This is a genomic window from Erwinia sp. JH02 (genome assembly GCF_013074405.1).
GTDB lineage: Bacteria > Pseudomonadota > Gammaproteobacteria > Enterobacterales > Enterobacteriaceae > Erwinia > Erwinia rhapontici.
Genome location: NZ_JABANZ010000002.1, coordinates 96,611 through 110,160 on the forward strand (window position 1 = coordinate 96,611; position 13,550 = coordinate 110,160).

Consider the following 13,550-nt stretch of genomic DNA (forward strand, 5'->3'; position numbering starts at 1 on the left):
CATTTCAGACCGGTGCCTGCCGGAGGGTTAGCGCCCTGCCGGCAGGACAAGAAATATCAGGAAAGTCAGGAGAACAACTATGTACGCATTAACCCAGGGCCGTATCTACACAGGCCATAAAATCCTCGATCGGCATGCGGTAGTGGTTGCCAATGGCCTGATCGATCGTATCTGCCCGCTGGAGGATCTGCCCGCTGGCATTGAAACTCGTCAGGTTGGCGGTGCGATTATTGCCCCTGGCTTTATTGACCTGCAGCTGAATGGCTGCGGCGGCGTGCAGTTTAACGATGATATTTCAGCGATCAGCGTAGAAACCCTGCAAATCATGCAGAAAGCCAATGAGAAGTCAGGCTGTACCAGCTTTCTGCCTACGCTTATCACCAGCACCGATGAGCTGATGAAACGTGCCGTTGAAGTGATGCGTGCCTGGCTGGCGCAGAACAGCAACCAGGCGCTCGGCCTGCATCTGGAAGGCCCCTGGCTCAATCCGTTGAAAAAAGGCACCCACAATCCAGACCTCATCCGTGCTCCGGATAGCGCGCTGGTCGATTTCCTGTGTGCCAACGCCGATGTCATCAGTAAGATTACCCTCGCGCCAGAAAAAGTAGACGCCGCGGTTATTCGTCAACTGCGTGATGCCGGGATTATCATCTCTGCGGGCCATTCCCACGGTACTTATGACGAAGCGCTTGCCGGGATTGATGCCGGGGTCTCCTTTGCCACGCATTTATATAACGCTATGCCGACCACCAGCGGTCGTGAACCTGGATTAATCGGTGCGTTGTTTGATTCACCGGATGTCTGGTGCGGTATCATCGCCGACGGTTTACATGTCCATTACGCTAACATTCGTAATGCTAAACGAATCAAAGGCAACAAACTGATCCTCGTTACCGATGCCACGGCACCGGCGGGTGCTTCTATTGATCGGTTCATTTTTGCTGGTAAAACAATATACTATCGCAACGGGCTGTGTGTTGATGAGAACGGCACTCTGAGCGGATCTGCGCTAACTATGATTGAGGCTGTAGCAAACAGCGTCGAACACGTGGGCATTTCCCTTGACGAGGCGCTGCGTATGGCAACACTTTATCCGGCCCGCGCAATGGGGGTAGACACGCATTTAGGGTCAATTGAAGCCGGGAAAGTGGCTAATCTGACGGTGTTCACCCGCGATTACAAAATCACCCGGACTATCGTTAATGGTAACGAGGTCTTAAGCGAGTAGATATTTAATGACCACTGGCGGCCAGGCTCAAATTGGAAATGTTGATCTTGTTAAACAACTTAATGGTGCAGCCGTCTACCGGCTCATCGATCAGCAGGGCCCTATCTCACGAATCCAGATCGCCGAGCACAGTCAGCTCGCCCCCGCCAGTGTCACCAAGATCACGCGTCAGCTCATTGAGCGTGGTCTGATTAAAGAAGTTGACCAACAGGCTTCTACCGGGGGGCGCCGGGCGATTTCTATCATTACGGAAACCCGCGGATTTAATACCATTGGCGTGCGCCTTGGTCGCAACGATGCCACCGTCACCCTGTTTGATTTAAGCGGAAAATCGCTGGCGGAAGAGCACTACCCACTGCCAGAACGCACGCAGGAAACCCTCGAAAACGCGCTGTTTAAGGCCATTGCTGACTTTAGCGAACTGCATCAGCGCAAACTGCGCGAACTGATTGCGATCTCCGTCATTCTGCCAGGTCTGGTCGACCCGAAAAACGGTATTATTCGTTATATGCCACACATCAGCGTCAGCCACTGGCCGCTGGTCGCCAACCTGGAAAAACGATTCAATGTCACCAGTTTTGTCGGCCATGACATCCGTAGTCTGGCCCTGGCAGAGCACTATTTTGGCGCATCGCGCGATTGTGCTGACTCCATTTTGGTGCGTGTTCATCGGGGAACAGGTGCCGGGATTATTGCTAACGGTCAGATTTTCCTCGGCAGCAACGGCAACGTGGGTGAACTGGGGCACATCCAGGTGGACCCGTTAGGCGAGCGTTGCCACTGCGGCAACTTTGGCTGTCTTGAAACTATCGCTGCCAACAGCGCCATTGAACATCGCGTGCGCCATCTACTCACGCAGGGTTATCCAAGTAGTCTCACCCTTGATGATTGTCAGATTCAACTTATCTGCCGTGCCGCCAATCGCGGAGATGCGCTATCAAGTGAAGTGATTGAACATGTTGGCCGTCACCTCGGCAAAGCGATCGCCATTGCCATTAATCTGTTCAATCCACAAAAAATTGTCATTGCCGGTGAAATTACGGAAGCAGATAAAGTGCTGCTGCCGGCAATTGAAGGCTGCATTAATACTCAGGCACTCAAAGCCTTCCGTAAAAATTTACCCGTTGTACGCTCGGAGATCGACCACCGATCGGCCATTGGTGCTTTTGCACTGGTGAAACGCGCCATGCTCAACGGAATTCTGCTTCAGCGCCTGCTGGAAGGTTAATTGAATGATGGACTCTGAACGCATGACGATAAAGAACGTAATCTGTGATATCGACGGCGTGCTGATGCACGACAATACTGCCGTCCCCGGCGCGCGTGAGTTTTTACAGCGCATCGTCGGCAATAATATGCCGCTGGTGGTGTTAACAAACTACCCTTCCCAAACCGCGATGGACCTGTCTAATCGCTTTGCCTCTGCCGGCATTGAACTGCCGGACAGCGTGTTCTATACCTCTGCAATGGCCACTGCGGACTTCCTGAAGCGTCAGGAAGGAAAAAAAGCCTATGTGGTTGGAGAAGGCGCGTTGATCCATGAGCTGTACAAAGCCGGATTTACGATTACCGATATCAATCCTGATTTCGTTATCGTCGGAGAAACCCGTTCCTTTAACTGGGACATGATGCATAAAGCCGCTTTCTTCGTGGCCAATGGTGCACGATTCATCGCAACTAACCCGGACAGCCGTGGACATGGCTTCTCACCAGCCTGTGGCGCGCTTTGCGCAGGTATCGAAAAAATATCCGGTCGTCAGCCTTTTTACGTCGGTAAACCCAGTCCGTGGATTATGCGTGCAGCACTGAATAAGATTCAGGCGCACTCCGAAGAAACGGTGATCGTGGGTGATAACCTGCGCACCGATATTCTTGCTGGCTTCCAGGCCGGGTTGGAAACCATTCTGGTTCTGTCGGGAGTTTCCAGCCTGAGTGACGTTGACGCGATGCCGTTCCGTCCTACCTGGATCTACCCTTCCGTTGCCGATATCGACATTATCTAGTTTTCTGCCCGGTCCGCCGGGCACCGCCCCCACGCTGTGCACTTCTTGTTCACTTTTCACCATTCATTATCGATTCGTCAATAAAACTCCATTTAATTTGCATATCCACTAAGAATTCACCCTGGTCAACAGGCTATTTTTCACCTAATGACTAAATTACTTGCATCACCTCACTGGTTAGCGCATTTTCTTATACATCACGCGATATCTGTCGCTTTAAACCAATATCATCACCGCAAGGTAAGTCGTTAGGGAGCTGTTTATGTGTTCTATTTTTGGTGTACTCGATCTGAAAAGCGATCCTGTTGAACTGCGCAAGAAAGCCCTGGAGCTTTCACGTCTGATGCGTCACCGTGGCCCGGACTGGTCCGGCGTGTATGCCGATGACAAAGCGATCCTCGTCCATGAGCGTCTGTCGATCGTTGACGTTAACAACGGCGCACAGCCGCTGTACAACGCAGCGCATACCCACGTACTTGCGGTGAACGGTGAAATTTACAACCATCAGGCGCTGCGCGCTGAACTGAGCGATCGCTATGAGTTCCAGACCGAGTCTGACTGTGAAGTGATTCTCGCGCTGTATCAGGAAAAAGGCATCGATTTCCTCGATGACCTGCAAGGCATGTTTGCCTTCATTCTGTATGACAGTGTGAAAAACACCTGGTTAATCGGCCGTGACCATATCGGGATTATCCCGCTGTATATGGGCAACGACGAGCACGGTAACCTGTATGTCGCTTCCGAAATGAAAGCGCTGGTGCCTGTATGCCGCAGCATTAAAGAATTCCCACCGGGAAGCTATCTGTCCAGCACCGATGGCGAGATCCGCCGCTACTGGCAGCGTGACTGGTTTGACTATGCCGCAGTAGAAGAAAACGTCACTGATGCAGCGGCGTTGAAAAACGCACTGGAAGAGTCCGTTAAAAGCCACCTGATGTCAGATGTGCCTTACGGTGTCCTGCTGTCCGGTGGTCTGGATTCTTCGATTATCTCTGCCGTGACCAAACGTTTTGCGGCGAAGCGCGTAGAAGATCAGGATAAAAGCGAAGCCTGGTGGCCACAGCTGCACTCCTTTGCCGTTGGCCTGGAAGGATCGCCGGACCTGACCGCGGCGAAAGCCGTGGCAGAACATCTGGGTACCGTGCACCACGAAATTCATTTCACCGTGCAGGAAGGTCTCGATGCGATTCGCGATGTGATTTACCACATCGAAACCTATGATGTGACCACCATCCGCGCGTCTACGCCGATGTACCTGATGTCACGTAAAATCAAGGCAATGGGCATTAAGATGGTACTGTCCGGTGAAGGTGCTGACGAAGTGTTCGGCGGCTACCTTTACTTCCATAAAGCACCGAACGCCCGTGAATTCCACGAAGAGAACGTGCGTAAATTGCATGCACTGCATATGTTTGACTGTGCTCGCGCTAACAAGGCGATGTCAGCCTGGGGCGTGGAAGCGCGTGTACCGTTCCTGGATAAAAAATTCCTGGATGTGGCAATGCGCATCAACCCACAGGATAAAATGTGTGGTAGCAACGGTAAAATGGAAAAACACATCCTGCGTGAGTGTTTTGAATCTTACCTGCCAGCCAGCGTCGCATGGCGCCAGAAAGAGCAGTTCTCTGATGGTGTGGGCTACAGCTGGATTGATACGCTGAAAGAAGTGGCTGCAGAGCAGATTAGCGACCAGCAGTTGCAAACCGCCCACTTCCGTTTCGCGTACAACACGCCAACGTCTAAAGAAGCGTATTTGTACCGTGAAATCTTTGAAGAGCTGTTCCCGCTGCCAAGCGCAGCAGAATGCGTCCCTGGCGGCCCGTCAGTGGCCTGTTCGTCCGCTAAGGCCATAGAATGGGATGAAGCGTTCAAAAACATGGACGATCCATCAGGTCGCGCCGTAGGTGTGCACCAGTCCGCTTACTAATACGTTCGGATAAATCACCGCTAACGGGCCCTTGTGGCCCGTTTTTATTTAGCCGTTGCGTCTGTTAGCATCAGAATTCGTTGATTTTATCGTCATCCTGCTCACAAGGCAGTCAAACAACACGATTGTGACAAAAAACGGGAAAAAACTTGTTGACGCTTTTAGGCCAACTCCGCATAATGCGCCCCGCAACGCCGCAGAAGGTTACGCGAAAAAAGAAGGCTACTTAGCTCAGCTGGTTAGAGCACAGCACTCATAATGCTGGGGTCACAGGTTCGATTCCCGTAGTAGCCACCATCTTTTTTGCGCGGGAGTGGCGAAATTGGTAGACGCACCAGATTTAGGTTCTGGCGCCGCAAGGTGTGCGAGTTCAAGTCTCGCCTCCCGCACCATTTCCATAAGCGGTTTTGCACGGATGGGGTATCGCCAAGCGGTAAGGCACCGGTTTTTGATACCGGCATTCCCTGGTTCGAATCCAGGTACCCCAGCCATTTTTTTAGAAGTATGTTAGTATTGTAAAGCAGTAAAATTAGGCTACTTAGCTCAGCTGGTTAGAGCACAGCACTCATAATGCTGGGGTCACAGGTTCGATTCCCGTAGTAGCCACCAATTTTATTGGGGTGTCGCCAAGTGGTAAGGCTCTGGTTTCTGATACCAGCATTCCGGGGTTCGAATCCCTGCACCCCAGCCATATAAAGACGGCTGGTAGTACGAGTCGCAAAGAAGAAGACGCCTGGTTCGCCAGTCGCATAAAAAATTGGGGTGTCGCCAAGCGGTAAGGCACTGGTTTCTGATACCAGCATTCCGGGGTTCGAATCCCTGCACCCCAGCCATAAAGTATAAAAGCCTGCGCAAGCGGGCTTTTTTACGTCTGTAGTAAATCCAAACTAACGATCATGCAGGGGTTGGCCTTCTGTTTCGGTCAACCCGCAATCTCACAATCCCAGTGCGTACTTCAGCGCCTGCCGTTTTAACACGCCAGAATGCTGCGCCACTATCAGCCCCAGATTACGCACCACTTTAAGCGGCGCAGACTGATTACTGAAGGCGAAATAGAACAGGTCCATACCACTTTGCATCAGCAGATTATCTTTCTGTCGTTTACGCTGATAACGCTGTAATACCGCCGTCGACGCCCAATCCTCTGCCCGCAGACGCGACTCGCTTAATACACTGATTAATGCATCAACATCACGATAGCCCAGATTTACGCCCTGTCCGGCCAGCGGATTAATGGTGTGCGCAGCATCACCCACCAGCGCCAGGCCAGGGAGGACATAACGCGTGGCGTGACGACGAACCAACGGGAATGATCCAGCCGCAAACGGCGTAACCTGGCCGAGACGTGCCGGGAAATGCGCCTGAATCTCTTTTTGCAGCTGTGGCATCGTCATTGCTTGCAGTTGGCGAATACGCGCCGGGCTGTCGTACCACACCAGTGAAGCCCAGCGGTCAAACAGCGGCAGGAAAGCACGTGGCCCCTCCGGGGTAAACTGCTGCCAGGTGGTATCCCCGGCATCCTGCTCACAGCGAACGCTGATTAGCATACAGGACTGAGCATAGTTCCAGCCGTGAATACCAATGCCCGCTAACTGACGTACCTGCGAATTAGCACCATCGGCCCCCACTGCCAGCCTGGCGGTGACGGTCTCACCGCTCTCCAACGCCAACTGCCAGCCGCCATTAACCTGCTGTAAATCGCGCAGGCGGGCCGGGCATAACAGCGCCACCTCCTGTTGTTGCAAACGCTGCCACAGCGCACGCTGCAATACACTGTTTTCAACCATATAACCGAGCTCAGGTAAGCCGAGCGATTCAGCATCGAATCCGACATGCGCGGTCTGCCACTCCCAGGTCTCCAGCTTACGATAAGGGACGCAGCGCATACCGAGTACCGCAGGCCAGACATCCAGCTGCTTCAGCAGTGCGACAGAGGCCGCACCAATGGCCGAAATTCGCACGTCAGGGTGGCTGGCAGCATCAAACGCGGCCGGTGCCGCCTGCTCCAGTACCGCGACCTGAAAACCCTGCTGTGCCAGCCCACTTGCCAGCGCGGCGCCCACCATGCCGCCACCGACGATGGCCACATCTACTTTATGTTTTTTTTCCGTCATTTTTTTTCCTTCTCCGGCCGTATCACGCGTGCTGTGCAGCTACACCTCACCGGCAGAATTCTGTTATCCTGATCGTTCGTAAGTGTACCGGATTTTTCTGTGACATTCAGAACACCGGCCTCACTGGCAGCGAAGCACTACAATACGCGCCCCGCTCTCCTTTCTGCATGACAAATGGCAAGTCGATGACAAAAAAACTGCATATTAAAACCTGGGGCTGTCAGATGAATGAGTATGACTCATCCAAAATGGCAGACCTGTTAAACAGCACTCATGGTTATACCCTGACCGATGCGGCAGAAGATGCCGATGTCCTGCTGCTCAACACCTGTTCGATTCGTGAAAAGGCCCAGGAAAAAGTTTTTGCTTTGCTTGGCCGCTGGAGAAAACTGAAGGAGTCTAATCCCGATGTGATTATCGGCGTCGGCGGCTGTGTGGCATCACAGGAAGGCGATCAGCTGCGCCAGCGCGCCAGCTGTGTGGATATTGTTTTTGGCCCGCAGACCCTGCATCGTTTGCCGGAGATGATTAATACGGTGCGTGGCACGAAAAGCCCGGTCGTGGATGTCAGCTTCCCGGAAATCGAAAAATTTGACCGCATGCCCGAGCCGCGTGCTGATGGGCCGACCGCATTTGTCTCGATCATGGAAGGCTGCAATAAATACTGCACCTTCTGCGTGGTGCCTTATACGCGAGGTGAGGAAGTCAGCCGCCCTTCGGATGATATTCTGTTCGAGATCGCCCAACTGGCCGCACAGGGCGTGCGTGAAGTGAATCTATTGGGTCAGAACGTCAATGCGTATCGCGGTGAGACCTTCGACGGCGGCATCTGCTCATTCGCTGAACTACTGCGCCTGGTTGCCGCCATTGATGGTATTGACCGCATTCGCTTTACCACCAGCCATCCTATCGAATTTACCGACGATATCATTGATGTCTACCGCGACACACCAGAGCTGGTGAGCTTCCTGCACCTGCCGGTACAAAGCGGTGCCGACCGCATCCTGACGCTGATGAAGCGTGCGCACACGGCGCTGGAATACAAAGCGATTATTCGCAAGCTGGTTGCTGCACGCCCGGATATCCAAATCAGCTCTGACTTTATCATCGGTTTTCCTGGCGAAACGCAGGCAGACTTCGAGCAGACCATGAAATTGGTCGGTGAAATCAATTTCGATACCAGCTACAGCTTTATCTATTCAGCCCGCCCGGGAACGCCCGCTGCCGACCTGCCGGATGATGTCTCCGACGACGAGAAAAAACAGCGCCTCTATATTCTGCAGGATCGCCTTAATCAGCAGGTGATGGCCTGGAGTCGCCGTAAGCTTGGCACTGTGCAACGCATTCTGGTCGAAGGCACTTCACGTAAAAATGTGATGGAGCTGTCCGGCCGTACTGCATGTAATCGCGTGGTGAATTTTGAAGGCACGCCAGAACACATTGGCAAATTCGTTGATGTCGATATAGTCGATGTCTATGCCAACTCACTGCGCGGCATTTTTGTCCGCGGTGAAGCTCAAATGGACCTGCGCAGCATCGAGACCCCAGCCTCCGTTATTGCGCGCACGCGCAAAGAGAACGAACTGGGCGTCGGCACCTTCCAGCCTTAATCCCTCAATAATGCGGCGAGCCTTCCGGGTTCGCCGTATGATTTCATTGCGTTACACTTGCTTTCTGAAAGACGCGCCCAAATATCCACTCGGACGCTTGCAGCTTTATGTGCTGCCATAAATAATTCATTTATGGCGCTGAAGCCAGACAGTCATCCATTTCTCAACCTGGCCCTGTGTGACCCAAAGGATTAGTTTGAATATTGAAACACGTGAAGTAACGCTGGAACCTATTGATAACGCGCGGCTGCTGAGCCTGTGCGGCCCATTTGATGACAATATCAAACAGTTGGAACGCCGACTGGGTATTGAGATCAACCGCCGTGAAAACGCCTTTAAGCTGGTGGGACGTGCGCTGAGCGTTCATGCTGGCGTAGACATTCTGCGTCATCTTTATGTGGATACCGCCCCTGTACGAGGCCATATCCCGGATATCGACCCGGAACAGATTCATCTGGCTATCAAAGAGAGCGGCGTGCTTGAACAGACCGCGGACAGTGTGCCCGAGTTCGGCAAAGCGATTCATATTAAAACCAAACGCGGCGTGATCAAACCGCGTACGCCAAACCAGGCGCAGTATGTCGCCAACATTCTCGACCATGATGTTACGTTTGGTATTGGCCCTGCGGGAACCGGTAAAACGTATCTGGCGGTCGCAGCCGCGGTGGATGCCCTGGAGCGCCAGGAGATCCGTCGTATTATGCTGACCCGTCCTGCCGTTGAAGCCGGTGAAAAACTCGGCTTCCTGCCGGGGGACCTCAGCCAGAAGGTGGACCCCTACCTGCGCCCTCTGTACGACGCTCTGTTCGAGATGCTGGGCTTTGAACGCGTGGAGAAGCTGATCGAGCGTAACGTGATTGAGGTGGCACCGCTGGCCTATATGCGCGGTCGTACACTGAACGATGCGTTTATCATTCTCGATGAAAGCCAGAACACCACCATCGAACAGATGAAGATGTTTCTGACGCGTATTGGATTTAACTCGAAAGCGGTGATCACCGGTGATGTGACGCAGATTGACCTGCCACGTAACCTGAAATCCGGCCTGCGCCATGCTATTGAGGTGCTGTCCGATGTGGATGAACTGAGTTTTAACTTCTTTCACAGTGAAGACGTGGTGCGCCATCCTGTCGTTGCGCGCATTGTCGTTGCCTATGAAGCCTGGGAAGCTGCCGACCAAAAACGGCGTGATGCCCAGGCAGAAGAACGTAAACGTGAAGCACTGGCTGCCCAGCAGGCTTCACAGGAGAACAAATGAGTAATGTTATTCTGGACCTGCAACTCGCCTGTGAAAGCGAGCAGGGTCTGCCGGCTGAAGCCGATTTTCAACGCTGGCTGGAGGCGGTACTGCCGCAGTTCCAGCCAGAAAGCGAAGTCACTATCCGTCTGGTTGATGAAGCGGAAAGCCGTGAGTTAAACCACACCTATCGCGCAAAAGACAAACCGACTAATGTGCTGTCCTTCCCATTTGAAGCCCCTCCGGGCATCGAACTGCCCCTGCTGGGCGATTTGATTATCTGTCGCCAGGTGGTGGAAGCGGAAGCTACCGAACAGGAAAAAACGCTTGAGGCCCACTGGGCGCACATGGTGATCCACGGTAGCCTGCATCTGTTGGGTTATGATCACATTGAAGATGACGAAGCCGAAGAGATGGAATCGCTGGAGACCGAGATAATGCTTGCTCTTGGCTATCCCGATCCGTACATTTCGGAGAAAGAATAAGTACCTGGCTTGTATCGCCTGAAAATGAAGGCCACTGCGGCTTCAGATGACAGATTTGTACAAGCCATCACGCCTGCCCCACCTGGGGCAGCCGATTTTATTGATAGAGAGACAAACTCAAAAACGCCATGAGCGATGACCATTCACAAAACAATGACAGTCCCAGTACCAAAAAGGGATTTTTTACGCTGATTCTCAACCAATTGTTCCACGGTGAGCCGAAAAACCGCGATGACCTGCTGGAGTTGATCCGTGATTCTGAACAGAATGACCTGATCGACCCGGATACCAGGGACATGCTGGAAGGTGTGATGGATATCGCCGAACAGCGTGTACGCGACATCATGATCCCTCGCTCTCAGATGGTCACGCTCAAGCGTAACCAGACGCTGGAAGAGTGCCTGGCGGTGATTATTGAGTCTGCCCACTCACGTTTTCCGGTGATCAGCGAAGACAAGGACCATGTTGAAGGCATCCTGATGGCCAAGGACCTGCTGCCATTTATGAGCAGTGAGTCTGAGCCGTTCAGTATGGAAAAGGTACTGCGCCCAGCGGTGGTGGTGCCGGAAAGTAAGCGTGTCGACCGGATGCTGAAAGAGTTCCGTTCACAGCGCTATCATATGGCTATTGTGATTGATGAATTTGGTGGCGTGTCCGGCCTGGTGACTATCGAGGATATCCTTGAGCTGATCGTCGGTGAAATTGAAGATGAGTATGACGATGAAGAAGATCGCGATATTCGTCAGCTCAGTCGCCACACTTACACCATTCGCGCCCTGACGCCGATCGAAGATTTCAACGAAGTCTTCAACACCCACTTCAGCGATGAAGAAGTGGATACCATCGGCGGCCTGGTGATGCAGGGCTTTGGCCATCTGCCGGCACGGGGTGAAAGCATTGAGATCGATGGTTACCAGTTTAAAGTCGCGATGGCAGACAGCCGCCGTATTATTCAGGTCCATGTCAAAATCCCGGAAAATTCGCCGCAACCGACTCTGGAAGAGTAACCGACTTATGGCAATTGCCTTATTCTGCCAGCGCCAGCAGGTTCGCCTGCTTTTAGCGCTTATCACGGGTGCCATTGGCACCCTTTCTTTCTCCCCCTATGATTTCTGGCCTGCGGCACTGGTTTCACTGATCGGCTTACAGGCCCTGACGTTAAACCGCAGCACGCGTCAGGCCAGTGCCATCGGCTTTGTCTGGGGCATGGGACTGTTCGGTAGCGGCATTAACTGGGTTTACGTCAGCATTGCCACCTTCGGCGGAATGCCTGGTCCGGTCAATGTCTTCCTTGTGATCCTGCTGGCAGCCTGGCTGTCTCTCTATCCCCTGCTGTTTGCTGCCCTGCTCAACCGCCTGAGCCCGAAAACCACGCTGCTGCGCCTGGCGCTGGCGGCTCCGGTGCTGTGGCAAATGACGGAGTTCCTGCGCGGCTGGGTACTGACCGGTTTCCCGTGGTTGCAGTTTGGCTACAGCCAGATTAATGGCCCGCTGAAAGGCCTGGCGCCATTACTGGGTGTGGAAGGCATCACCTTCCTGCTGATGATTATCGCCGGCCTGGCGGTGTATGCCGCACTGAAACGCCATCTGGCTGCTGGTGTCGCCGCCCTGGCATTACTGTTGCTCCCCTGGCCGCTGCGTCAGATCAGCTGGTTCCAGCCTTTGCCCGAGCGGGCAGTGGATGTGGCGCTGGTACAGGGCAATATTGAACAATCGATGAAGTGGGATCCGGATCAGCTGGTAAATACGCTGAAAACCTATACCGCGCTCAGCCGTCCGTTTGTAGGGAAAGCGCCGATCATCATCTGGCCAGAGTCGGCGATTCCTGACCTGGAAACTCGCCAGCAGCCGTTCCTGAAAGCCGTGGATGAACAACTGCGGGCTGGAGGCAGTAGCCTGGTGACCGGCATTGTTGATTCACGCCTCGAAAGCAATCGCTACCACGACTACAACACCATCATCGTGCTGGGCGGACCGCAGCCTTACAACTATTTCAGCAAGAACCGCTACCAGAAGAATCATCTGGTGCCTTTTGGTGAGTTCGTTCCGCTGGAAACCCTGCTGCGTCCACTGGCACCGTTCTTCGACCTGCCAATGTCTTCCTTCAGTCGGGGTGACTACGTGCAGCCACAGCTCCAGGTTGCGGGTTACAACCTGACAGCCGCCATCTGCTACGAAATCGTACTGGGCCAGCAGGTGCGTGACAACTTCAGGCCCGATACCAACTTCCTTCTGACAATCTCGAACGATGCCTGGTTTGGTCACTCCATTGGTCCGTGGCAGCATCTGCAAATGGCGCGTATGCGTGCACTGGAACTCGGCCGCCCACTGCTTCGCAGCACCAATAACGGAGTGACAGCAGTGGTGAATGCTGAGGGTGAGATTGCACAGATTATTCCACAGTTCAAAGCGGAAGTACTGGCAGCCAAGGTCACACCGACGACCGGGCTGACACCTTATGCCCGAATCGGCAACTGGGGTATCTGGGCTGTGACATTACTGTTTGCCCTTGCTGGCGTCCTCTGCGCCTGGCGTTCACGCCGTTCATAACTCTCTCCGGGCGAGGCATGCCTCGCCCCTATCTTTCTCCCCCCATCCCCAACAGCTTATGCTGCATTTCTGTTAAAAAACCGCCGTTGGCACGATGATTGCAAAATATTTCCGTGAAACGTGTGTCAGCCCGATATCAAGTCGCTACGAAATCGTTCGCGCACCGTCATGGCGCAGATATTGCACCCATGCGAAGCATTGTCGAAAGAATCGCACTTAATTGGTGCGGGTTGCATCGCAAAAAAGAAACTTTTCCGTATCACTTCATTAACATTCAGCTATGTTATGGAGGAATGACACCGTTTTCGCTATGGATAAAACAGATAACTAGCAGGAAATACACACATCACATCACGTCGGCGTGGGTTTATTTCGCGCCACAACTGCAAAGGAGTT

10 protein-coding genes and 6 tRNA genes are annotated in these 13,550 nt (G+C 53.3%); 15 read left to right on the plus strand and 1 reads right to left on the minus strand.

Features of this window, described 5'->3' with window-relative positions; all coding sequences use genetic code 11:
* The first annotated feature begins 79 nt into the window (after positions 1 to 79).
* The 10 genes from nagA (at position 80) to HHI26_RS05100 (ending at position 5,991) form a co-directional block, all read left to right on the plus strand.
* On the plus strand, positions 80 to 1,228 hold the full coding sequence (gene nagA, locus HHI26_RS05055) for an N-acetylglucosamine-6-phosphate deacetylase (protein WP_171148742.1): 1,149 nt from the start codon (positions 80 to 82) through the stop codon (positions 1,226 to 1,228).
* A 7-nt stretch (positions 1,229 to 1,235) separates the two neighbouring features.
* A complete protein-coding gene (locus HHI26_RS05060) occupies positions 1,236 to 2,456 on the plus strand; it encodes an N-acetylglucosamine repressor (protein WP_133845566.1) in 1,221 nt (406 codons plus the stop codon).
* A gap of 22 nt (positions 2,457 to 2,478) precedes the next feature.
* Positions 2,479 to 3,231: an HAD-IIA family hydrolase gene (locus HHI26_RS05065; protein WP_133845775.1), complete on the plus strand. Its 753-nt coding sequence runs from the start codon at positions 2,479 to 2,481 to the stop codon at positions 3,229 to 3,231.
* Positions 3,232 to 3,493: 262 nt separating this feature from the next.
* Entirely contained in the window at positions 3,494 to 5,158 is a 1,665-nt protein-coding gene (gene asnB, locus HHI26_RS05070; RefSeq protein ID WP_133845568.1) for an asparagine synthase B, read from the plus strand.
* A gap of 220 nt (positions 5,159 to 5,378) precedes the next feature.
* Positions 5,379 to 5,455: transfer RNA gene (locus HHI26_RS05075), tRNA-Met, on the plus strand.
* A 10-nt stretch (positions 5,456 to 5,465) separates the two neighbouring features.
* Positions 5,466 to 5,550: transfer RNA gene (locus HHI26_RS05080), tRNA-Leu, on the plus strand.
* Positions 5,551 to 5,574: 24 nt separating this feature from the next.
* Positions 5,575 to 5,649 (plus strand) — tRNA-Gln (locus tag HHI26_RS05085).
* A 41-nt stretch (positions 5,650 to 5,690) separates the two neighbouring features.
* Positions 5,691 to 5,767 (plus strand) — tRNA-Met (locus tag HHI26_RS05090).
* A gap of 7 nt (positions 5,768 to 5,774) precedes the next feature.
* Positions 5,775 to 5,849, plus strand: a tRNA-Gln gene (locus tag HHI26_RS05095).
* Between the two features lie 67 nt (positions 5,850 to 5,916).
* Positions 5,917 to 5,991, plus strand: a tRNA-Gln gene (locus HHI26_RS05100).
* 102 nt (positions 5,992 to 6,093) lie between these two features.
* On the opposite strand, the gene ubiF is transcribed toward HHI26_RS05100, so the two are convergent.
* The gene (gene ubiF / locus HHI26_RS05105) at positions 6,094 to 7,272 is read right to left on the minus strand and encodes a 3-demethoxyubiquinol 3-hydroxylase (RefSeq protein ID WP_171148743.1); all 1,179 of its coding nucleotides are present in this window, start codon (positions 7,270 to 7,272) and stop codon (positions 6,094 to 6,096) included.
* Between the two features lie 185 nt (positions 7,273 to 7,457).
* Here ubiF and miaB point away from each other — a divergent pair, with 185 nt between their 5' ends.
* The 5 genes from miaB to lnt all read left to right on the plus strand — a co-directional run bounded on the left by miaB (position 7,458) and on the right by lnt (position 13,154).
* A complete protein-coding gene (gene miaB, locus HHI26_RS05110) occupies positions 7,458 to 8,882 on the plus strand; it encodes a tRNA (N6-isopentenyl adenosine(37)-C2)-methylthiotransferase MiaB (protein WP_133845572.1) in 1,425 nt (474 codons plus the stop codon).
* Between the two features lie 196 nt (positions 8,883 to 9,078).
* Entirely contained in the window at positions 9,079 to 10,140 is a 1,062-nt protein-coding gene (locus HHI26_RS05115) for a PhoH family protein (protein WP_133845574.1), read from the plus strand.
* A complete protein-coding gene (gene ybeY / locus HHI26_RS05120; protein WP_133845576.1) occupies positions 10,137 to 10,604 on the plus strand; it encodes an rRNA maturation RNase YbeY in 468 nt (155 codons plus the stop codon). Before HHI26_RS05115 ends, ybeY begins: the two co-directional genes overlap by 4 nt.
* Positions 10,605 to 10,732: 128 nt before the next feature.
* Positions 10,733 to 11,611, plus strand: a complete 879-nt coding sequence (gene corC, locus HHI26_RS05125; RefSeq protein WP_133845578.1) for a CNNM family magnesium/cobalt transport protein CorC — start codon at positions 10,733 to 10,735, stop codon at positions 11,609 to 11,611.
* Between the two features lie 7 nt (positions 11,612 to 11,618).
* Entirely contained in the window at positions 11,619 to 13,154 is a 1,536-nt protein-coding gene (gene lnt, locus HHI26_RS05130) for an apolipoprotein N-acyltransferase (protein WP_133845580.1), read from the plus strand.
* Positions 13,155 to 13,550: the final 396 nt, after the last annotated feature.

Bases quoted from the DNA above. Each gene is read 5' to 3' on its own strand.
- nagA (WP_171148742.1), top strand. From the start codon at position 80: ATGTACGCATTAACCCAGGGCCGTATCTACACAGGCCATAAAATCCTC.
- HHI26_RS05060 (WP_133845566.1), top strand. From the start codon at position 1,236: ATGACCACTGGCGGCCAGGCTCAAATTGGAAATGTTGATCTTGTTAAA.
- HHI26_RS05065 (WP_133845775.1), top strand. From the start codon at position 2,479: ATGACGATAAAGAACGTAATCTGTGATATCGACGGCGTGCTGATGCAC.
- asnB (WP_133845568.1), top strand. From the start codon at position 3,494: ATGTGTTCTATTTTTGGTGTACTCGATCTGAAAAGCGATCCTGTTGAA.
- ubiF (WP_171148743.1), bottom strand. From the start codon at position 7,272: ATGACGGAAAAAAAACATAAAGTAGATGTGGCCATCGTCGGTGGCGGC.
- miaB (WP_133845572.1), top strand. From the start codon at position 7,458: ATGACAAAAAAACTGCATATTAAAACCTGGGGCTGTCAGATGAATGAG.
- ybeY (WP_133845576.1), top strand. From the start codon at position 10,137: ATGAGTAATGTTATTCTGGACCTGCAACTCGCCTGTGAAAGCGAGCAG.
- corC (WP_133845578.1), top strand. From the start codon at position 10,733: ATGAGCGATGACCATTCACAAAACAATGACAGTCCCAGTACCAAAAAG.
- lnt (WP_133845580.1), top strand. From the start codon at position 11,619: ATGGCAATTGCCTTATTCTGCCAGCGCCAGCAGGTTCGCCTGCTTTTA.